General features: G+C 49.9%; 16 protein-coding genes. 5 read left to right on the forward strand and 11 right to left on the reverse strand.

Annotation, left to right across the window (positions count from 1 at the left end; all coding sequences use genetic code 11):
* Window positions 1–64 precede the first annotated feature (64 nt).
* Window positions 65–1,900 carry a serine/threonine-protein kinase gene (locus K3T82_RS04110; protein ID WP_220192216.1) on the reverse strand — a complete coding sequence of 612 codons (1,836 nt, stop codon included), beginning with the start codon at window positions 1,898–1,900 and terminating at the stop codon, window positions 65–67.
* A gap of 411 nt (window positions 1,901–2,311) precedes the next feature.
* On the opposite strand from K3T82_RS04110, the gene K3T82_RS04115 reads away from it, so the two are divergent.
* Window positions 2,312–3,262, forward strand: coding sequence for a nucleotidyltransferase domain-containing protein (locus tag K3T82_RS04115; protein WP_220192217.1), 951 nt, complete (start codon window positions 2,312–2,314; stop codon window positions 3,260–3,262).
* Between the two features lie 50 nt (window positions 3,263–3,312).
* Here K3T82_RS04115 and K3T82_RS04120 read toward each other — a convergent pair whose 3' ends face one another.
* From K3T82_RS04120 to K3T82_RS04145, 6 genes are all read right to left on the reverse strand, one after another.
* Window positions 3,313–4,362, reverse strand: a complete 1,050-nt coding sequence (locus tag K3T82_RS04120) for an ABC transporter ATP-binding protein (protein ID WP_220192218.1) — start codon at window positions 4,360–4,362, stop codon at window positions 3,313–3,315.
* A 27-nt stretch (window positions 4,363–4,389) separates the two neighbouring features.
* Window positions 4,390–5,220 (reverse strand): ABC transporter permease, encoded by an 831-nt coding sequence (locus K3T82_RS04125; protein WP_220192219.1) that lies wholly within the window; start codon window positions 5,218–5,220, stop codon window positions 4,390–4,392.
* Window positions 5,163–6,032, reverse strand: a complete 870-nt coding sequence (locus tag K3T82_RS04130; RefSeq protein WP_220192220.1) for an ABC transporter permease — start codon at window positions 6,030–6,032, stop codon at window positions 5,163–5,165. The genes K3T82_RS04125 and K3T82_RS04130 overlap by 58 nt, the downstream gene beginning before the upstream one ends.
* A gap of 429 nt (window positions 6,033–6,461) precedes the next feature.
* The gene (locus K3T82_RS04135; RefSeq protein ID WP_220192221.1) at window positions 6,462–7,361 is read right to left on the reverse strand and encodes a hypothetical protein; all 900 of its coding nucleotides are present in this window, start codon (window positions 7,359–7,361) and stop codon (window positions 6,462–6,464) included.
* A gap of 809 nt (window positions 7,362–8,170) precedes the next feature.
* Window positions 8,171–9,508: a glycosyltransferase gene (locus K3T82_RS04140; protein WP_220192222.1), complete on the reverse strand. Its 1,338-nt coding sequence runs from the start codon at window positions 9,506–9,508 to the stop codon at window positions 8,171–8,173.
* Between the two features lie 106 nt (window positions 9,509–9,614).
* The gene (locus K3T82_RS04145) at window positions 9,615–10,619 is read right to left on the reverse strand and encodes a TIGR03557 family F420-dependent LLM class oxidoreductase (RefSeq protein ID WP_220192223.1); all 1,005 of its coding nucleotides are present in this window, start codon (window positions 10,617–10,619) and stop codon (window positions 9,615–9,617) included.
* A 367-nt stretch (window positions 10,620–10,986) separates the two neighbouring features.
* Between K3T82_RS04145 and K3T82_RS04150 the strand changes: the two genes are divergently transcribed.
* A complete protein-coding gene (locus K3T82_RS04150) occupies window positions 10,987–12,246 on the forward strand; it encodes a glycoside hydrolase family 3 protein (RefSeq protein ID WP_220192224.1) in 1,260 nt (419 codons plus the stop codon).
* Window positions 12,247–12,316: 70 nt separating this feature from the next.
* On the opposite strand, the gene K3T82_RS04155 is transcribed toward K3T82_RS04150, so the two are convergent.
* Window positions 12,317–12,946, reverse strand: a complete 630-nt coding sequence (locus tag K3T82_RS04155) for a biotin transporter BioY (protein WP_220192225.1) — start codon at window positions 12,944–12,946, stop codon at window positions 12,317–12,319.
* A gap of 403 nt (window positions 12,947–13,349) precedes the next feature.
* On the opposite strand from K3T82_RS04155, the gene K3T82_RS04160 reads away from it, so the two are divergent.
* A complete protein-coding gene (locus K3T82_RS04160) occupies window positions 13,350–15,002 on the forward strand; it encodes a glycoside hydrolase family 10-like protein (protein ID WP_220192226.1) in 1,653 nt (550 codons plus the stop codon).
* Between the two features lie 63 nt (window positions 15,003–15,065).
* Here the strand turns inward: K3T82_RS04160 and K3T82_RS04165 are convergent, their stop codons facing one another.
* The 3 genes from K3T82_RS04165 to K3T82_RS04175 are packed head-to-tail and all read right to left on the reverse strand — an operon-like array spanning window position 15,066 to window position 18,229.
* A complete protein-coding gene (locus tag K3T82_RS04165; RefSeq protein WP_220192227.1) occupies window positions 15,066–15,929 on the reverse strand; it encodes a carbohydrate ABC transporter permease in 864 nt (287 codons plus the stop codon).
* Window positions 15,930–15,931: 2 nt separating this feature from the next.
* Window positions 15,932–16,879 (reverse strand): carbohydrate ABC transporter permease, encoded by a 948-nt coding sequence (locus tag K3T82_RS04170; protein ID WP_220192228.1) that lies wholly within the window; start codon window positions 16,877–16,879, stop codon window positions 15,932–15,934.
* Window positions 16,880–16,927: 48 nt separating this feature from the next.
* Window positions 16,928–18,229, reverse strand: a complete 1,302-nt coding sequence (locus K3T82_RS04175) for an ABC transporter substrate-binding protein (RefSeq protein ID WP_220192229.1) — start codon at window positions 18,227–18,229, stop codon at window positions 16,928–16,930.
* 846 nt (window positions 18,230–19,075) lie between these two features.
* Between K3T82_RS04175 and K3T82_RS04180 the strand changes: the two genes are divergently transcribed.
* Both K3T82_RS04180 and K3T82_RS04185 read left to right on the forward strand, forming a co-directional pair.
* Window positions 19,076–19,546 carry an NUDIX hydrolase gene (locus K3T82_RS04180; protein WP_220192230.1) on the forward strand — a complete coding sequence of 157 codons (471 nt, stop codon included), beginning with the start codon at window positions 19,076–19,078 and terminating at the stop codon, window positions 19,544–19,546.
* 108 nt (window positions 19,547–19,654) lie between these two features.
* A complete protein-coding gene (locus K3T82_RS04185) occupies window positions 19,655–20,929 on the forward strand; it encodes an amino acid deaminase/aldolase (protein WP_220192231.1) in 1,275 nt (424 codons plus the stop codon).
* Window positions 20,930–20,965: the final 36 nt, after the last annotated feature.

Raw genomic sequence — 20,965 nt, forward strand, 5'->3', positions numbered from 1 at the left:
AGCACGAACAGGCGTGGGCTTCTCGTACATCGACACCTACTGCTTACCACCCAGGGGTCAAGCATTACTTGCTCGCGAACTGAATCTCCCATATTTGGAGCACGCCGTCAGCATCGGTTGAAGCAAGATATCTTCCATTGGGAGACCAGGACACCGTATGCATTGGAGGGTGCTTAGTACTATACGAAAATCCACACACACCAGTGTGCGTATCCCAGAGGCGAATCGTTCCATCAGCGCTGGCAGAAGCCAGGATATTACTGTCAGGCGACCAGGACAATGAATGGATGGTCTGAGTATGACCGGTAAAGGCAAGCTTATCACGGCCCGTATTCGTATTCCAGACATGAATAATCTTTTCCTCGCCCCCCGATGCCATAAACGTTTTACTTGGCGACCAGGCAATCGCTTGTACGCTAGAGTAAGAAGGTTCACTAAAGACACGCCCTTTACTCTGCTTTGCCGCGTTATTGATCTGCCAGATCTGGACACTCCCATCCACACTCGCGACCGCCACGCAGGTGCCATCAGGTGACCAGGTAAGGGCGGTAGGCTCGCTCGCCTGAGGCGTAAATAAGGCCTGCTCCGCACCAGTCATAGCTTCCCAAATACGCACCGTACCATCAGGACCATCTACCGAGGCCACATGCTGACCGTCAACGGACCAGGCCAGCGAACGAATAGGTTGTGTATGCCCCTGGTACGTACGCATCTGAGCCCCCCTGGTCGCACTCCAGATATGCACCTCACGATCATAACCCGCCGAAGCAATCAGCAAACCTTTAGGCGACCAGCCCACAGTATGGACACCTGTATTATGTCCGTGGTATGTCACTAGAAACTTTCCAGTTGAGACATCCCATACGCGTGCCTTCGTATCATTGCCTGCCGACACTAGGCGGCGCCCATCAAATGACCATGAAATACTGCGTATCGCGCCCTGATGTGCTCGCGCGGTCCAAATAGGCCTACCAGTAATTTGAGGCGTAGGTGGGGCGGACTGGGATTGCTCATCAAAAGTGGCCGGGAGCGGTGTTAAGCGACCTGTTTGCCCCAAAGCCGTTATATTCGTACGGCGAGGAGTAGCGCCTAGTGGTCCTGAAGCAGAGCGCAATTGAAAAGCCTGATCGAATGCATAGGAGAAGGCTCGCATATCTTTGAAACGTCTATGAGGCTCCCGAGCCAAGGTGGTCATGACAACTTCTTCGATCTCGACTGGTATGGAAGAGACCTTACTCCGCAAAGGCGGCAATAATGAGCCATATTGCAAGATACGATCACCCAGAGGATTGTATATGGGACGCTCGCCTGTAAACCATTCATAGAGAACCAGCCCCAACAAATATTGATCGCTAGCCGGGCGCGCTACCCCTTGAAGTTGCTCAGGAGACACATAGAGAGCCGTATCCTGAGTATAGGTATTCATCATTGACAGTGGCATATTAAAATCGCTTAACAACACCTCTCCACGTTTGTTAAGCAACATGTTCTCAGGCTTCAGTTGCTGATGCATATAATTTTCACCGTGAGCATACTGCAAGGCATCAACTATTTGACGAGTATAGGAGGCAATACGTTGAAGCGAGAGACGCGATCCTGCTGGATGCCTGCGCCGAAGATTACCATTCAGCGCAAGTTCCATAACTATATACGGCAAATCCCACTCAATTCCAAAATCGACTACGCGCGCAATATGCGGATGTGAAAGGCTCGCAATTCGACGAGCCGAGCGCGCAAACTTTTCATATTCATCTTGTGGAAGTCGTACGCGTAACACTTTTATAGCAACGGGTGCTTTTGTAGATATATGTTCACCGATAAATACTTGGGCATGGGGCCCCTCCCCTAGAAAATTTGTCACACGATAATTGCCGAGCTGCTGTCCCACACGATACATCATAAGAATAGTCCCTTTACGCCTTGCATTCACTCTTATCTATATGCAAAAAATACAAAAAATCGCCTGTTAGCATTGATGCATATTGTGCTTTGGAACAGGCATAAGATAATCTTTCTTTAGTTCAATATCATACCATAAAACACGCATTATTCCACAAACTTTTCACCCATTATATAGGTAATGATAAACATCATTCGCAATGGGTAGCCAGAGTGAGAAATGACATTACCTTAATCGAAAATCGTCGCTACGGTCACGCTCAGATTTTTGACTAAGGGATACACGCTATGAAACAATATAAATGATCTAAGAAAGTCCCCATTTATCCTATGCACACTTATTCGAATGCATCACATACACTATGCCATTTATGGCACCCATTACCTCATCCTATAGGTAGAAAGGGTCAACATGCCACCCATTACTCTCATTAACACCACAGAAAATACCGCTATCGATTGGTTGTTGTGTCGAATCATTGCGCACTATGAATCAACTTTCACTAGAAGGATTGCTGGCTATTACCTCATTGGAAGCTATACCGATGCAAGTGCATTGCAGACAAGCGATGTAGACCTCTACATTGTCTTTAAGCAACCATCACAAACTAGAGACGAACTAGAGGCAGTTCAACAATTGAATCAGAGGCTTGAGGACACCGCCAGAAAGCACGCTATTGAGATAGACATCTCGCTGCTCAGCGAGGGAGACCTGCAAACCCAGGGCATAACACCTACACTTAAGTTGGGTGGTTGCCTGCTCTTTGGGGAAGATATATGCGGACGCTATCCGCTCGTCACCATCCAACAATGGGCCCATGAGCGCATGCATGCCGTCTATTATTTGTTAACTACCATATACCGGAGACATGCACGCCTGCGACTGGCGTATCCGAATGAAAATGATGAGTTCTACGGCTATATGAATCGCTCAATACAATTAAGCGATGGGCGCGAAGCCCTCTCTACACGCAATCTGGTACGCACGACAGGTTGGGCGGCAACGGCTCTACTAGCTTTCAAGTCGGGACAGTATGTCACTCGCAAAAGCGACTGTCACATTCTATATCGCCAGTATATCGGAGACGAGTGGAGCAGGCTCATTGAGGATGTCTATACGCTATGCCGCCAGCGGTGGAACTATCTCGTACCAAAAAATCCAAACGAACGAAAGCAGTTAAGCACACTATGCGAGCAGGTGCTTCTCTTTGAGAGGCATTTCTTACACACCTACAAAGCATTTTTACTCAGGGAACTATATGAAGGCCCGGAGGCGTATCGTCAGGATGCCCTCACGTTTCAAAAGCGCCTCCCCTTCGAGGATAACGAAGTCGAAGATGCGCTACGCATCTCTGCTCCATAGCTCAACATTCAAGCTGAAAAGGGCAGAGATGCATTACACCAATCTGTCTACTAGGCAATCACTTGCACATCCTGAAGGAGCAGATTCTCCTCATAAATGCGGCGAATCACATCCTCAATCTCGGGTTCCTGGAAGGTCACGTCGCGCAGACGATAACGCCCTCCCAACCAGGCCACTAGTTCATGCGCGGGCAGAGCATCTCGCGCGAAACCAAGCCAGACACGCGGGCCTTCGGCCCGTATCTGGCGCACGCCTACAGGCAAACCTTGTAAGCACACTTCACCCGCGTCTCTCCGCGCCAATTGATCCAGGTCAGACGGATCAAGCACAGCAATCAGCGTGCGCTCACCACCAAAACGCTCGCGAATCGCGGAGACAGAGCCATCGTAGAGCTTACGACCATGATCGATAATCACCATGCGTGGGCAGAGCATCTCGACATCATCCATATCGTGGGTGGTCAGAAGCACCGTTGTACCTCGCTCGGCATTGAGATGCAAGAGGAACTCACGGATACGCGCCTTGGCAACCACATCCAGGCCAATCGTTGGCTCATCAAGGTAGAGCATCTCGGGATCGTGCAGAAGCGCGGCGGCAATATCACCACGCATCCGCTGACCAAGCGAGAGCTGGCGTACAGGCGTATCAATAAATTCATCAAGATCAAGCATCTCGCGTAGATGCTCCAGATTCGCGCGGTGACGCTCCTCGGGGACACGATAGAGATGACGAAGCAAACGAAGCGAATCGATCAGTGGCAGATCCCACCAGAGCTGAGTACGCTGCCCAAATACCACTCCAATACGTGATGCCAGTTCGCGGCGCTGCTCTATTGGCACCAAACCAGCCACGCGCAGAGAGCCTGCTGTAGGCATCAGAATGCCAGTCATCATCTTGATGGAGGTGCTCTTTCCCGCGCCATTCGGCCCCACCAACCCGATCATCTCGCCTTTCTCAATGCGGAGCGAGATATCTTGTACAGCCTGCACCGTGCGCATCTCAGGATTGATGATACTGCGCAAGCCTCCCAGCAGGCCTGGGCGCCGCCGTGCCAAGCGAAACGTCTTTGACATATGCTCAATCTCAATCATCGCAGACATTATGGGTCTTCCTTTCTAATAATGCCCTTAATTACCTGTACTCTGATAATGGCGCACGCCAAAGCTCCAGAAGCCACCGCACACACAGGCGAAGAGCACCGCTGGAAGCGGTGAACAAAACGCTAACCACTCGGACATACCAAAGGGGAGTGGACGCCCAAGCGCATAACAGACAGGAACATATGAGCCAAAAGCCAGTGGCACCACGAAGAGAAAGATACGCTGCAAAAGCCCGTTATAGACCGTCAGTGGATAGCTCAACATCTCACGACCGCCATACGAGAGCACGTTTGTAATCTCGACGGCTTCGACAGTCCAGAAGCAGATGCATGCACCCAGCAAGAGGATCGATAAGAAGATCACCGTTGTGCTCACAATACCAAGAGGCAGGAGCAGCAATTTGCTCCAGGTCCAATGCAAGTTTGGCAGGAGAGAGAGCGAAAAGGCAAACCCCAGGATACCCAGCGAGATACGCCCCAGGCGGCGCAAGCGAAAGTCGCTCCCAATAATCTGGAGAAAGACTCCTGTTGGGCGCAGGAGCACGCGGTCAAACTCACCTCGGCGAATGGTCTCCGAGAAGTTATCGATTCCCGCGCCCACCAGTTCGGCCAGACCAAAGCTCAGGTTCATCACCGAACAGAGCAAAGCCACCTCACCCATCTTCCAGCCAAGCATATCCGGGAATGGCCCAAAGAAGAGCAAGAGCGCAACGAACTCCAATCCCGTCACAGCGAGATATGTACTAATATCAATCAGCAAATTTATTTTATATTGAAACTGGGCCTTCACCTGAATACCTATCAAATAACGATAGAGCAACAGATCATGCCAAAGTTTGTTCCAGCGAGATAGCGACATACGTCACAAACTCCTCTTCTAGCCCCCTGCGAGACCACACGGCGGGTAGCAATGGTTGTCAATAGACGCGCTACAAGGACCAGGAGCAACAACCACCCAATCTGGCGAGCCAGCTCAAACCAGAAGGTAGAAAGACTCATCTTCCCCAGGAAGGCCAGCGTGGGAACATTCATAAAGCCATTGAAAGGCAGCCAGGCCACGATATTTTGAAGCCACGAAGGTAAAAAGTAGATAGGGACATATGAACCAGTAAAGAACAGCGAAAGCACTACAGCCATCGTCACTATCGCGCGCCCCTCAATAATCCAGAACGCCAGCAGGTTATAAAGGAAACGATAGACGATGCCAAGCAATATCGCGGATGGAAGCATCAACAAAAGCGCCCCCCAATTTGACCAACTCATCGGTAAACCAATCTGAAAGAGCAGCATTCCCGCCGTGTAGATAGGCAGCCCACGAAAGAACAGGAAATAGAGACTCCTCCCTACTTCGCGACTAAACCAGTACCAGCAGAAATCGCAAGGCTTGCTCAGATCAGAGACAACTTCTCCCGTACGAATAGTCATCATCAAGTCCATCCAACCAAAGGGCGTGATGACCATAAGTAATGACTGTAACAACCAGGTGTAACGCAGGCTATCCTGGATGCTATACCCCGGAACTGAGGGGCGCACATGATAGAGCGCGAGCAAAACATAACTGAACAATACACAGAAGAAGATGTTAGTTATCAGGCCCGAAATATTGGCCCAGCGATAGATAAGTTGGCGGCGAAAAGCTGTGAACGCCGTTTCAACATAAAAGGGAAACATATCACCTCCTTATTAACAAATGAGATAGGTAACACGATGAACAATGCGAAGCGCACACACAATACCATCTCACCTACTTTGCGAATTGTGTTCGCTCACGTGGCAAAGGAGTATTAGCGGCAGACATCCAGGCGTAAGTTAGAAACACAAAGGAGTCGATCAGTGTAGGAACAAAAGAAGATTAATCAGAATTTGTGGCATGCAAAAGCCGGGATGGCAAGCTACCAACCCGTAAGGAGAAAAACAAGCACAGGAAAACCACCCTGATGAGATTGCACATCATCGCCAGGGATGAGCATTATAACATGCTCATCCGTAAGTGACAAGCTCTTACGAAGATACTGCGAGAGATTGTCAACACCACTGAAGAAAGAGGGATGGCTAAAATGCAAACCTCATTCGATCCACACGTCTCAATCTAACAACAGGTTAAAGTTCCTGTGAAGATTCCGTGTGTTCATCCTCCTCCTCATCATGCTCAGTCAGGAGAGGGAAGGACGACTTCTTAATATTTGAGGAGAAAGAAGGAGGGCGAGGAGTATGGTTGTTGGTGTGTGCGCGCTCCAGGGGTAATTGCTGATGGTGGTAGATACGATTGGAGAGCAGGGCATGGTTCGCGTTCATCGCAACCTGCATAGACTCAATGATATGTTCCAATTGCTGGATACTGCTAAAAATCTCCTGGATGCTAGTCATCCCATTAGGGAACGAGGGCAGGTGCTGGAGCAGGTCAGCATGCAAGCTCTGCATTTGCACGGCAAGATAGTTCTGCACCTCCAGAAGCCTTTCCTGAAGCGAATCGCTTGTGGTCGTCAGGCGTTGCTCTACGACTTTATCGACAACAGATGCCATATCGTCCCAGGAGATCTCCGTTTGCAATTCAATCGCGTCATACTCTGCGCCAAACTCAAACTCAGGTGCCTGCGGCATCCCCTGAAGAGTTGTATCCTGTTCTGGCACATACTGCTTAATCAACTCTTCTATTGCCAGAAGTTGGGCAGCTAAAGAATTCTCCAATGCCTGCTGAAACTGGATCTGTTGGCGCTCTTCATGCCGTTCCAATCCCTGCTCCTGCGACTGTTTAACGCCCTCTCGAAGGGAAGAAGTCACCTGACCCAACGCCTCTTTCATACGTGCCTGCTGAATATTCAGATGGCGTGGGATAACACGCAAGAGTTCCTGATTCAACGTCACAAGGCGCTGCTCAAATTCTCGCCGCATAGCATTAAAGCGATGATCTAAAGAACGCTCTAGTTCACGACGATGAGCGGAAAGCCGCTGTTCAAGAATCGAATTCAACGCCTGCAATTCATCTTGCGTAAATGACATAGCCTGACCCCTCTTATGGCTAATTAGCACGCTCCCTAGCGTATCCTGCCATCCACAGTATATGAAGGAGCCTCATCCCTGTCAATGCAAGAGAGTTCTAATACCAAAGATGGGCTATAGATGCGGCACGCTACAGAGCAGTCGTCTTTAGGTCAACAGAAGTATGGAGTCTGCGGGTCCAACGCGTTGTCCCAGTACAGCCTTTCACGCCATTGCAGCATAATGGAAACGAGCCAACCACACCCAGAGATTTCACCATGGCAACATCGAATTCTCACAGTGTATTGCCTACATGTTGAGGGGTTGTAACACCATCGCGCTTAGAACGATAAGCACGATGGTGCTCACGCTCCCAAGCCCCTTACCAACAATCGCTGTATTGCCGCTATAAAACTTAAGGTAGCCAGCCAGATCAATGCAGGTATACTCTCAATCCAGCCAAATGGTGCACGTCAGATCATGATCCAAACCAGGGGCACCGAAACAGGGAAGAGCAGATGCCTGCAGATACCGATCACAAAGGAGAGGGCAATGGAGACGGCTCCTAGCTCTGCCGTCACCATCAGGTTACTGGCAATCAGTTCACTCACCAGAATTAAGAGGAAATTTCATGCTCTACTCCAAAGAAACGCCAGGCAATGAATGGAGCACCTCTATCTTCCGTACTGCAACATGTTAACTTACTATCTTCCATTTAGGATACAAGCTACCCCAGCTTCAAAGATGCATTCACATCAATAAAAGAACTCAAAAAGCGCTTGTCAATGCGCTCCTATTGAGGAACATTGACAAGCGCCCGACACGGCGCATTAATCGGTAGCGCCGTCAGCGATCCTTTCACGTTGTGAAGATTCATGCTTCGTAGCACTTTCCATGCTTTCCGGATTAGCTTGAATCCCATGGCGACGCACTTCACAACGTTGGCAAATGTGTAGGAGTGAGTCCAGGTAGTCTTCGAGCATACCAGGAAGTAAATGGTGCTGCTGCACATAGGCATGAGCCCGGTCACCTAGCTGATCCTTAATCTCTGGGTGATGCAGCAAATGCAGTGCATAGAACGCACTTGCCCCAACATCATCGGCAATATAGCCATTCTCTTCGTGGATAATTTGTGAACGCAAACCAGTCGAAGAGGTTCCAATGATAGGCTGATACTTCCACATCGCTTCGGTCGCCGTGAGACCAAATCCCTCACGCTGCGAGCGTTGAAGCACTACGTTAGAGAAGCGCTGAAAGGCATTAACTTCGCGATTCCCAATCCTTTGAGGATCGTACAAAAAATGGACATCAGGGTCCTCGCCCACATATCGCTTTACGCTCTGAAGCACCTCCATTGCCGTGTGGTCATCGCTGGCCTCCATGGCACCAACCAGAGCTAATTGCACATGCGGCTCCTGGACCTTAACCAAACGATAGATATCTACAGCTTGCCATGGGTCCTTCCAGCGCCCAAAACGAGCGACCTGAGTAAGGAGGGGACGCTCAGGATCAAGGCCACATCGGCGAATGCGCTCAATGCCTTCGGTACGATCCATCGCTTGATTTTTGTCGACAAAAGGATCAATGCCCAGGTTAATGACCTGTCGCTTCTCTAATGGAAGATCTTGTAGCACAGAAGCGGATGTGTTAAAGACCGCCAACTCATAGTCATCCAGAAATTGGCGTACATACTGAACACCGTGAGGATTGGGATGCGCGGTATCGACATGGCAGAACCAGAACGCAGGCTGTAGCCATGAAAACAATTGCGCCAGGGGAACTAACTGAAAATCGTGTATAACATAGATATCTGCATCGAGTTCGGGAGTGCGGATCAACGAATGACTCAACTTTTCCAGAAAGATCTGCACATCGCGTTCTGGCATTGCTCCAGGCTCATCATGGTTTTGCAAAAGATCCACCAGATGGCCCATCAAGGCCCCAGATGCCTCATCAAGCTGAATGACTTTCCGAGCATGTGTAATCCCCAGCGTATTTGTGATCGGTGTCAGGGCAGAGAGAATCTCAGCGACTCCACCACCTCTAGCAGTTGTATTTATATGTAAGACACGTAAACCTTGTAGCGAAGCTGCTTTTTCATAGATACGCATGATCTGCGCATCACCACTATACTGACGAAATCGCTCTAAAATGGGTGAGATCTGCATAAAATGGTAACTCCATATTTTATTACTATATTTCTATGTATTTATATTTTTCTTAACCGCTTAAAAATGCTTGCATTAATCTATGTGTCATTTCAGCCTCGGAAGATTAATGAGCTGCAACCATTGCATGTACTCGCGGCAAAACGTCCTTTCCAAAGCGACGCAGGTAATCTTTCTGATCCTTATCACCAGAATGGACAAAGATGTGATCGAAACCAAGGTCGATATGCTTCTGAATATACTGCGCTTGCACCTTGGGGTCCCCGGAAACGCAGCAGGTCTTACGCACTGTATCCGGGCCAACAACTTCTCCATTCTGAGCAGACATGGCAGGCGAATAAATCTTCTGATTAAAGAGAGCAGGTACAAAAGTTCCCGCCCAATAGGTAAGGAGGTGCTGAATAGAGGTCTCCTCATCATTGGTATAGAGCATATTAAGCTCAATCAATTTCGCCATTTTGTCAGGGTCTTTCTTTGCCGCCCGCCCCCCTTCAGAAAAATTCTTAAGCACCTGCTTATACAGATCTTCCGGCTTTCCACCAACAATTATCAGGCCATCACCATATTCGCCAGCAAAACGGGCGCTTTCTGGGACGAGAGCTGAGATGTAAATGGGGATAGCACTCTTGGGAGGAGTGTAGAGTTTGGCCTCCTTGGTCTGATAATATTTACCAGCGTACGAGAGTTTCTCGCCGGCCCAAAGAGCTCGTATAATCTCAATGGCCTCTTTCAAGCGCTCCCGACGCTCAGTATAGGTAGGCCAGTGGTGAGTAACTGGATATTCATTAAGGGCCTCGCCAGCCCCCAGACCAAGGTACACACGACCTGGGGCAAAGTGTGAAAGTGTCGCCGTCGCCTGTGCAATAATCGCGGGATGATAGCGCAAGATAGGGCAGGTAACTCCTGGTCCCATCGAAATCTTCTGTGTACGCGCAGCAACAGCCCCCAGCCATGTCCAGGCAAAGGGCGCCTGTCCCTCCTCACTCCACGGGTGAAAATGGTCGCTGACATCGATGGATTCAAAGCCCACCTCTTCCGCGACCAGAGCGCACTCTAGCAATTCCTGCGGTGCAAACTGTTCTGCCCCAGCTTTCCAGCCTATGACCGCCATGTATCATCTCCTTTCATTGCTATCTTAAGAGTAGCATGGTGATCTTACTTTCTTTAGAGGAACACGCATTCCACCACAAAAAAGTTCTTTCCGCTCTTCAAGACAAGGCCTTCTCAACGCTCAAGCACCTCGCTAAACTAAAAAGCCTTGAGCTTATGCGGTAACTAAAGATAGCAAAGAGCTCCAACAATGATGAAGTGTTTTTCTTTGCAAGCGTTGCTTCGCTACATTTGTAACCAGATATGTGGGATATCTGGAAGATTTTGAAAACAAATATGGATGATTTGCGTTACATTAAGTGGGGAGATTGGTACAATGGTGCCAGGTTGACTATACATTTCTATTTTTGCTGGAGCTTTAAACTTTTATGATCAAGCAATCGCAACCAACTGCGTATCCTATACATCGAACTGTTTTACAACGTTCTTTCTTCTCAATCTGCTGTTTAATCCTTCTTCTCACAGGCTGTGCTAATATTCCTCAACAACAGGTCAGCACCCCTACACCGACGCCTACGCGCCAAACAACTACCAAGGGTGATGAGAATACAGCCGAAGATTTGGCGCTCTCGCAACGCCTGGCGAAAGCCAAAAGTATTCTACAGCAAATGTCGCTTGAAGAGAAGCTGGGACAGCTTATTATGGTAGAGTACATGGGTGCCACCTATGAGGGTTCAGAGCTCTCTTATATGGTTTCCAAACAGCATGTCGGAGGTTATCTTTATCAATCCGTAAATGGCAATTTCGATCCACCAAGCAACACCATTGACACCGCCAAGCAAATCCCCATCTCAGCGAACCAGGACGCGAAGATTCCTTTGCTGATCGCCATCGATCAGGAGGGTGGAGAGGTCAACAAGTTGGCAACCTTCTATGGCGAGACTCCCTCGGCTTCAACGCTCGGAGCCAGCGACGATCCTGAAACCGTCTTTAAAGCCGGGACTCAAACCGCCGAACATATGAAGCAGCTTGGCATCAATACTGACCTCGCGCCAGTAGTCGACGTCGCGACTGCGACACCGCCACTCCTCTCTATGCGCACCTTTGGTACGAACGCTCAAACCGTTTCGACATACGCGGGGCAGTTCCTGGATGGGTTGCAAAAGAATAACATCATTGGTACACTCAAGCATTTTCCCGGCCTGGGATCGCTTACCAGCAATGATGATCCTCACAATACGCTTCCCATTGTTAACCGCAGCCGTCAGGATTTAGACAAAATCGATCTCGCGCCATATAAGCAGATCATCGAAAACGAGCATCCAGCCATGATTATGTCAACAGACGTGGTGACAACAGCCATTGACCCTGACCTGCCAGCGGAGCTGTCACCTAAAGCCATCAATGGCGTACTCCGTAAGGAGCTGGGGTATAATGGTGTCGTAATTACTGATGGACTCTATATGCAAGGTATCACAGCCAAGTGGAGTATCCCAGAGGCAGCGGTGATGGCTATCGTCGCGGGAAATGATATGATCGAGGGACCTTACGATAGTACGCAGGTAGAGGGCGTCATCGAAGCTTTACAAAAGGCGGTCCAGAGCGGAGAGCTGACCCAGCAACGAGTTGATGAAGCTGTCGAGCGTATCCTCCTCATGAAATTGCAGTATGGCATTATCAAAGCATAGGGATATATACCCAAAAGTAAAGAGAAGCGCGGCCACATGTGGCCGCGCTTCTCTTTACTTTTGGATAAAGTTATGACACTTTGTTGGTTCGACGTACAACCATCCAGGCGGTAGGCAAGAGGGCCGCCGCAATGACCATCTTGATCGCTTCACCCGGGATAAAAGGCACAAAGCCAGCCAGCATGGCCGTCACAAAGCCATGATCAATGCCGTGCGCAGCCGGAAGGCCAAGAATCGCGAGCCAGAGAGTTCCTACGGCGAGATTCAGGATCGCCCCAGGCAGCATGGCAAAGATGGAGGTAAGATAGCTACGATCCATGCCACGCTCACACAGCCAGCCCACAACAAAGGCGGCAACAGGGTATGACCAGAGATAGCCAGCCGTCAGGCCTACCAGACTTGCCAGGCCTCCACCTGTCGTGAACACGGGCAGGCCGGCGGCCCCCTCAGCCAGGTAGAGCAGCATCGCGAGCGCCCCGCGCTTACTTCCCAGGGCCGCCCCTGCCAACAAGACCAGGAAGGTCTGCAAGGTCAACGGAACTGGCGTAAAGGGAAGATAGATACGCGCACGCACAGAGAGCGCCATTAAGATGCTTACGCCGAGAATTAACAGTCCATCACGTAACAGAGCCACAGCCCGCGATGAACCACGACCCGGCACAATATAATCTACAATCGTCGATTTAGGGGAAGTAATCATAAATAAATCTCCTCACAAGAGTGTAATTTAATTGCCTATGCTGACCAACCCACAAAGCCGCCTACAAAGACAAGTGCGAACGAAAAGATGATAGCTCACAAGGTCAGCATCTTCCATGCCTATTCTATCACATCTAATGGATTCCATTCGCCAGCGAAACACAAAAGCCTCTCGGAGTTCAAACGCCTCAACACCACTCCTTATACGCAGAAAGTTCAATGTTTTCGCGAAAACTTTTGAGAGGCTTCACTGTCGAACAAGAAGAGTGTCACTGTATTTGATAGTATATCACAATATTTCTTAAGCTCTATTTGTCTTTTCAAGTCACATGCTACAATCAGATTGTGTAGCGCTATTCATTATCTTTCGTCATCTTTCATCCACGAATGGAGAACGCCACCTGATGAGATTTTCGCTAGACCGTCTCCGCCGCGTGAGCAAGCTCATGTCACTTTCAACGTTCCTCAGTGTCATGATAGCCCTCAGCCTCTTGCCAGGTATAGTCACCGCCGACGAAGCAACCAAAGCTACAATCCAAGCTAACAGCAACACACTCGCAAGTTCATCGTTAGCCAAACGTCAGTTGCGAGCGGCCTGGATCGCCACCGTCGAGAATACAGATTGGCCCTCGAAACCTGGTTTACCGGCAGAGACCCAGAAACAGGAGTATATTACTCACCTGAACGAGCTTCAACAAATGAGGTTGAATGCTGCTGTGGTGCAGGTACGCCCGGCCGCCGATGCCTTCTATCCCTCACAGTACGCACCCTGGTCTCAATATCTGACAGGAGTGCAGGGGAAAGATCCAGGCTATGATCCCCTGGCCTTTATGGTAGGCGAGACGCACAGGCGCAACATTGAATTTCACGCCTGGTTTAATCCTTACCGCGTCAGTATGCAGGGCGATGTCAACAAACTCGCCACCAATAATCCCGCCCGCCAGCATCCAGAGTGGGTCATAAGCTATGGAGGGAAGCTCTACTACAATCCAGGCGAGCCGTCCGCGCGCGAGTTTATTATTAACAGCATTCTAGAAGTCGTTCGTAACTACGATATCGACGCCGTTCACCTGGATGATTACTTCTATCCCTACAAAGTAGATGGACAGGATTTCCCCGACAACGCAACCTATCAACGCTATGGGGCAGGCCGCTTCGCCAACAAAAACGACTGGCGACGCGACAACGTCAACCTCTTCGTCTCTTCCCTCTCCTCGCGTATTAAGCAGATCAAACCCTTCGTCAAATTTGGCATTAGTCCCTTTGGAGTCTGGCGCAATAAATCGGTCGATCCCACAGGCTCCGATACCACCGCAGGAGTGACCAATTATGACGACTTGTACGCCGACACGCGTACCTGGATCAAAAATAACTGGCTCGACTATATCGCACCCCAGATTTACTGGAATATCGGCTATCCAGCCGCAGCTTATGAGAAGCTTGTCAGTTGGTGGGCCAATGAGGTCTCCAAGGGGCACGTTCAGCTCTACATTGGACAGGCCGCGTATAAAATTGGCTCAAGCTCGCCCTCCAACTGGCTCAACGCTGACGAGATGCCCAATCAACTTGCGCTCAATGCTAGATATCCCCAGGTCCAGGGCAGCATCTTCTTCAGCCTCAAAGACTTGAATGCCAATCGCCTTGGCTTCAAGCAACGCCTGATCAATGACATCTACAGTCAGCCTGCGTTGGTGCCCACGATGTCCTGGTTAGGGCAGACATCTCCTCAGCCTCCGCAATACCTTCAGAGCTTTCAAGCAACGGGAGGTCAGGCTGGGGTCGCCCTCCTATGGAATGATGCTCTCAACAATACCACAGCCTACTACGCCGTCTACCGTCTGGGTGGAAATGGACAACCAACATATACAGGCTACAGTGGTGGAGTCAGCCCCCCCTTGCTCGTAACCGTCGCACGTAACCAGAGCAGCACTCAACAATCGTTTGTGGATACAAGCGCCCAACCAGGGAATACATACACATACTATATAACCGCTGTAGACCGTCTACATAATGAAAGCCAGCCTGCTCGCGGTCAGGCCATTACACTCCGCTATTAAACAAGAAGGAGAGAGATAGCTGCTTGCCATCTCTCTCCCACTCTTAGCGCATAGATAAAGCGTTTAGCCTTTGAGCGCTCCCATACGCACCCCCTCCAGGAAGTAGCGCTGGAAGATCAGGAAGAAGATAATCATCGGCAGAGCCGCCAGTGCCGCTCCTGCGAAGATGATGCCATAGTCAGTCGAGAACTCACCTTGCAGTCCAGCCACACCAACCGGCAATGTATACGCAGTGCTATCAGTCAGTACGATCAGAGGCCAGAGGAAGTCATTCCAATGACGCACGAATGTAAAGATAGCCAGAGCGCCAATAGCAGGCTTGGAGAGAGGTAAAATAATATGCCAGAACACCCTTAATTCACCACAGCCATCGATACGCGCCGCATCAAGAAGCTCAGATGGCAATGTCTGAATGTACTGGCGCATCAGGAAGATGCCAAAGACATTTGCCAGACCAGGCAGGATCACCGCCCAGAGCGTATTGAGCAGGTGCAGGTTGCGTGTCACAAGATACATCGGCACCAGCGTCACATAGGCTGGCACCATCATCGTTGCCACAATCAACCAGAAGAAGAGATTCCTACCAGGAAAGGTCTTCTTGGCAAAGGAGTAACCGGCCAGCGTATCAAAGAAGATGTGGAAAATGGTAATACAGCCCGCCACCACAATACTATTCGTCGCCCATGACCAGTACTGAGAGGCCTGACCCAACAAGCGCTGAAAGTTCGACAGGCTCGCGTGCAAGGGAATAAAATCTGGCGGCGTCTTGAGTGTAAAGGTCGTAGGCGTCAACGCGGTCACAAATAGCCAGTACATCGGCCAGAGCGAGATGCAGGTCGTTATCGCCAGGATAATCCAGGGCAATAGGTTCACGCGCCTACGCATACGCACCGGTCGCGAGGGAGAAGTTTCCAGTTTGAACGCCATACTTAATACTCCACGTCTGACTTGAAGAAGCGGAATTGGACCAATGCCACCGAAGCAATCATCAAGAAGAGCACAAAGGCCTGCGCCGAGGCAATACCATAGCGGAATTGCTGGAAGCCATTCTGATAAATCTGGGTGACAATTACCTGTGAGCCATCACCAACTCCCGCCGGGACCATGACAAAGACCTTCTCAAAGACCTCAAAGCTCGCAATGGTATACAGGACTACCAGGTATAAAGTAGTGGGCTTGATCAGCGGCAAGGTAATATGCCACCAGCGGCGCAATGCCCCCGCGCCATCAAGCTTCGCGGCCTCGTAGAACTCTGGCGGGATACTGCCCATCGCGGCATTGAAGAGCACAACACCAGTCGCGGGTATCGTTAACACTGTTGAGAGTGTAATGCTATTCAAGACAATGTTCGGGTCTGAGAGCCAGCGCACGGGCGCGATATGAACCAGTCCTAACAGATAGTTGAGGAATCCATATTCACTATTATAGATCCAGCGCCAGGTGATCGCGATAATCACTACGCTCGTCACCGCCGGGAGATAGTAGGCCGCAAGAAAGAAGGTGCGCCAGCCTTTGCTGCGTCCCTGGATCAAGCTTGCAAGGATCAATGCAATCAGGATATTCGCAGTTACTGTAATCACGGTATAGTACAGCGTGTTCCTGATCGCGGCCCCAAAGATGCCGCTACTCGTCGTAAAGGCATTGATGTAGTTATTAAAGCCAGCCCATTTTCCATTCCAGAATAAGGTAAAACTATAGCTCTGGAAGGAGATGACAAAGGCCCAGATGACCGGTATCAGAATAAAGATAATGAAGGCAAGCATACTGGGGATGATAAAGGCATATCCCCACCCATGCGCTTTAAAGAAACGTTGCAGGCTGGCAACGGGACCACGTTGCCGTTTGCCAGCCTGCTTTTCGAGAGAGACTTCCGACATGCTGCATTCTCCTAGAAGCCAAATTTTGCCTGGATAGCAAAACTGGCTCTAGCCATTGAGGAGTGAATTAATCTCACTCGCGGGATTGTTGAGCGCCTGGCTTGGTGAGATCTTACCAAGAACCGCCTTCTGGATCTGCTCATGCAGAAGGGTGCGAATCTGGGGCCACTGAGGGATAATGGGCGTGATGTATGTATAAGGAACAAAGGGCTTGAAGAGGCTGATCGGATCATTCACCTCAACTGATTTACGTGCGCCCGGAGCCAGGAAGTAGCCACTCACATCCTTACCGACACTGGCGCTCGTCAGATAGCGAGCCATATCCATAGCCGCCTTGAGCTTCCCTTCATCTGGGATACTAGCGACGGAAATCAGGCCAATACCACCTGTCGTCAGGGGTTTCCCACCTGCACCAATTGGCATGGACTTGACGGTGAAGTTCATTTTCAGCGCCTTGTACGTAGCGGAAGAGCCACTTGGTTCGCTATACATGGCATAGTTCTTCTTTTCGCTAAAACCGGTTATCATGTCAGCTGGAGTCTGCGTGCCAAAGTCAGGAGGTGTGACCTTATGTTTGAGCGCGAGATCAACCAGTTTTTGCAGACCACTAATACCTTCAGGCGTGTTAAAAGTATACTTCTTGTTGTCGCTGCTCAAAGGGGTACCGCCATCACCCATAATGATAGGCCAGGTATTGACGACACCAGCGTCAACAACACCTGTGTAGCCATAGACCTGCTGACCGTCAGAACGTTTGAAGGTCAGACGCTTGGCAATATCAACAAACTCTTCATACGTCCAATCGTCCTTGGGAACCTCAACACCACGCTCTTTGAAAATATCCAGATTCAAGAACATACCCACCGGTGGAACCCACAGCGGCCAGGCATAATAACTTTCATTGATCTTCACCGTTTCAAGGATGGATGGGATAATATCGTTCTTATCATCGTCGGTGAGATAGCTATCAATGGGAGCCACAGAGCCCGAGCTTACCAATTCGGGGAGCACATCGGATGGCAGGCGGAAGACATCGACAGTACTGCCCCCCTGGACGGCCTGCACAAGCTTCGTAAAACCTGCCTGATCGCCTGTATAGCCAGTAATGGATATATCCTTAATATTCGCATGGGCCTTTTTATAGGCGGCAACGGCGGCATCAGTAAGCATCCCAGTCTTATTAGCGCCTTTAGGAGAATAGCCTAATACCCAATACCGTAACGAAACGCTACCCGAGGCACCTGCATCTGAGCCTCCACAGGCCGCAAGCAGCGAACCCAGGACACTCGCGCTAACAGCGACTTTGCTGCCCTCAACAAGCAAATGGCGACGTGTAATCGAGCTACTCATTTTCATACTCCTCAATTCATCGATTCGAGCAAGGTTGCGCACCGGTGAAAAGAAAGATACGCCCCATAATTCTGGGATCACGCAGGAACAAAGATGCGGTCAATGGTCTTTAAACAGTGCGCATTTCATCTTCAACAACACCCTGCACACCAGAAAGGTTCACCACTGAACCTATCCACAGCGCTCACACTTAGGGCCGCAATCAACATTGATCGCGTGCTCCAGAACCGTCTTCCGCTCGGTCGACACACTAGAAGAAGCTTGAGCCACAGGAAATAAAGCAAGTAGGCGCGTCTTGTGAAAAGGAGTAGGTGGCAAGAAGCTCGCGGTTCAAAATACCCTACCGGGTCATGGAGTGGAAAACAACAAAGCATGTATATAGATATACACATCATAACAACTTAGGAAAAGCAAGAATTCTTGCTCCCTATGACCCGAACAGTGCCAAAGAAGGCTGTGGTTGGCAAGGTGCATGGGTTAATTGTAACATCAAAGATATAACTTATGCAATACTATCGATTCATAGGGCAAGGACTCATAAAAGTAGCCTTGCAAGCCCCTTCAATCCATAATCAAATGTTAAAGGAAAAAGCATAAAGCGTAGGTCGCAAGTGCTACAAGCTGACTAGCTATGCGTTTTAGAAACTTTCTAGTTTGAAAGTTTCTAAAACGCGGCAAGCATTATGAAGGTGGTCATTATCTTTTAAATTCAGGTTATAACTTGTTCTCTTGATATTGGAATTGGAAAGCCCCCGAAATAGTCTCAAAGAGTTCTCTCTCGCAAAAATAAATGCTACAATAGCCAGAAGCATGCTATTCTAGAGCCTGGGAGATACACGACCACGCATGACACGCGTTGACTACTACAACTATTCCGGCGCACCGCAACCTAATAGCCTGGTGCCCGCAGCTTCGGCAATCGTTACTGACCCGCAGGGGAGAATCCTGCTCCACCGACGTAGTGATAACAATCTCTGGGCACTACCGGGTGGCGCAATGCAACTGGGCGAATCCATTAGCGAGGCCCTCATCCGCGAAGTAAAAGAAGAGACTGGCTTAGATGTACAACCTGAGCGGATCATTGGCATTTATACTGATCCCAAGCATATCATCGCCTTTTCTGATGGCGAGGTCAGACAGCAGTTCTCTATTTGCTTTGCCTGCAAACTCCTTGGCGGCAAACTCAGTAGAAGCGCGGAGTCATTTGAAGTAGCATTTTTCACCCCTGCCGAGATTGAGTACCTGAGTATGCACCCCTCCATCCGTCTACGCGTCTACCATTTTCTTGAAGGGCGCGACCACCCCTTCTTTAGCTAAGACCATATATACCCTGCATACGCTTGACCTTGCTCTTACCTGAATGCTACACTCACATCCATACCGTCTTTGTTGACCTCTTATTTGCCTATCAAAGGGATTTGAGTCATGTCACAAAACAAAGCATCTATTTCGGTCATGGCATCGCAAGAGCCCGTCTCACGCCCTCCAAACTATCCACCTCAAAATCTCGATGCACGCTATGAGTATTATCGAGAATTGTTCAGAGATCGCGCCAGGCCTTTTGCCTTCATAGATCTTGATTTGTTCGACGACAACATTGTGCGCATCGCAAGCCAGGCTGGTGATAAACACATTCGCCTGGCCTCGAAATCACTTCGCAGTCGCGCACTACTTCAACGGGTCCTGGCTGCCAATGCCTGCTTTCAGGGAATCATGTGCTTCACGGCACGCGAGGCTCTCTATCTAGCGGAGCAAGGGTTCACAGACCTGTTGCTTGGGTATCCAACCTGGCAGGAACACGATATCGCAGCTATCGCCCAGGCCAGCCTGCAAGACAAGCGAATTGTCCTGATGGTGGATAGCCTTGAACAGATCAAGCATACCGAACGTATCGCTCAGCAGCATCAAGCACACCTGCCACTCTGTCTGGATATCGATATGTCGCTCCCGCTCCCCGGTCTCCACTTTGGGGTGCGACGCTCGCCCTTACGCACGGTTGAAGATGTAAGACCACTGGTTGATTACATCAAGAAGTCGGACCATCTCACATTAGATGGCATCATGGGATATGAGGCCCAGATAGCAGGTCTGGGTGATGCGTTCGCCGGACAAGGACCGAAGAATGTCATTGTTCGTCTGCTAAAACGCCGCTCGCTATCTGACATCACCCAGCGTCGCGCGGCAATAGTCAAATTTATTCGAGAGGAGGCTCAGCTTCCAATCCGCATTGTGAATGGTGGTGGCACTGGGAGTCTGCATACAACGAAACAAGAGGCCGCTGTCACTGAGGTAACGGTTGGATCGGGTTTCTACTCGCCCACACTCTTTGACAATTTCCACGCCTTCCGTTATCAACCAGCGGCTGGCTATGCCATCGAAATCGTCCGCCAACCACGCTCCCATATCTACACCTGCCAGGGTGGCGGCTATACGGCTTCGGGAGCTGTGGGCGCGGACAAACAGGCACAGCCCTATCTTCCCCAGGGGACAAAACTTGATGCCTTAGAAGGGGCTGGCGAGGTCCAGACGCCAATCCATTACCAGGGCAAATTAGACTTGCACCTGGGGGATCCCATCTTCATGCGACATGCGAAGGCCGGTGAACTTTGTGAACGTTTCACACATCTGCTCCTGGTACAGGCCGGGGCTATTGTCGATGAAGTCCCAACCTATCGCGGTGACGGTCAATGCTTCCTCTAGCATCTCTCAATCACTGCTCATACTCGCTACTTACAT

The sequence above is a fragment of the Ktedonospora formicarum genome, from assembly GCF_016587355.1.
Lineage (GTDB): Bacteria > Chloroflexota > Ktedonobacteria > Ktedonobacterales > Ktedonobacteraceae > Ktedonobacter > Ktedonobacter formicarum.

Coding starts and splice junctions, on each gene's coding strand:
- K3T82_RS04160 (WP_220192226.1), top strand. CDS start 13,350: ATGAGATTTTCGCTAGACCGTCTCCGCCGCGTGAGCAAGCTCATGTCA.
- K3T82_RS04180 (WP_220192230.1), top strand. CDS start 19,076: ATGACACGCGTTGACTACTACAACTATTCCGGCGCACCGCAACCTAAT.
- K3T82_RS04175 (WP_220192229.1), bottom strand. CDS start 18,229: ATGAGTAGCTCGATTACACGTCGCCATTTGCTTGTTGAGGGCAGCAAA.
- K3T82_RS04135 (WP_220192221.1), bottom strand. CDS start 7,361: ATGTCATTTACGCAAGATGAATTGCAGGCGTTGAATTCGATTCTTGAA.
- K3T82_RS04185 (WP_220192231.1), top strand. CDS start 19,655: ATGTCACAAAACAAAGCATCTATTTCGGTCATGGCATCGCAAGAGCCC.
- K3T82_RS04170 (WP_220192228.1), bottom strand. CDS start 16,879: ATGTCGGAAGTCTCTCTCGAAAAGCAGGCTGGCAAACGGCAACGTGGT.
- K3T82_RS04120 (WP_220192218.1), bottom strand. CDS start 4,362: ATGTCTGCGATGATTGAGATTGAGCATATGTCAAAGACGTTTCGCTTG.
- K3T82_RS04150 (WP_220192224.1), top strand. CDS start 10,987: ATGATCAAGCAATCGCAACCAACTGCGTATCCTATACATCGAACTGTT.
- K3T82_RS04125 (WP_220192219.1), bottom strand. CDS start 5,220: ATGTCGCTATCTCGCTGGAACAAACTTTGGCATGATCTGTTGCTCTAT.
- K3T82_RS04140 (WP_220192222.1), bottom strand. CDS start 9,508: ATGCAGATCTCACCCATTTTAGAGCGATTTCGTCAGTATAGTGGTGAT.
- K3T82_RS04155 (WP_220192225.1), bottom strand. CDS start 12,946: ATGATTACTTCCCCTAAATCGACGATTGTAGATTATATTGTGCCGGGT.
- K3T82_RS04110 (WP_220192216.1), bottom strand. CDS start 1,900: ATGATGTATCGTGTGGGACAGCAGCTCGGCAATTATCGTGTGACAAAT.
- K3T82_RS04145 (WP_220192223.1), bottom strand. CDS start 10,619: ATGGCGGTCATAGGCTGGAAAGCTGGGGCAGAACAGTTTGCACCGCAG.
- K3T82_RS04165 (WP_220192227.1), bottom strand. CDS start 15,929: ATGGCGTTCAAACTGGAAACTTCTCCCTCGCGACCGGTGCGTATGCGT.
- K3T82_RS04130 (WP_220192220.1), bottom strand. CDS start 6,032: ATGTTTCCCTTTTATGTTGAAACGGCGTTCACAGCTTTTCGCCGCCAA.
- K3T82_RS04115 (WP_220192217.1), top strand. CDS start 2,312: ATGCCACCCATTACTCTCATTAACACCACAGAAAATACCGCTATCGAT.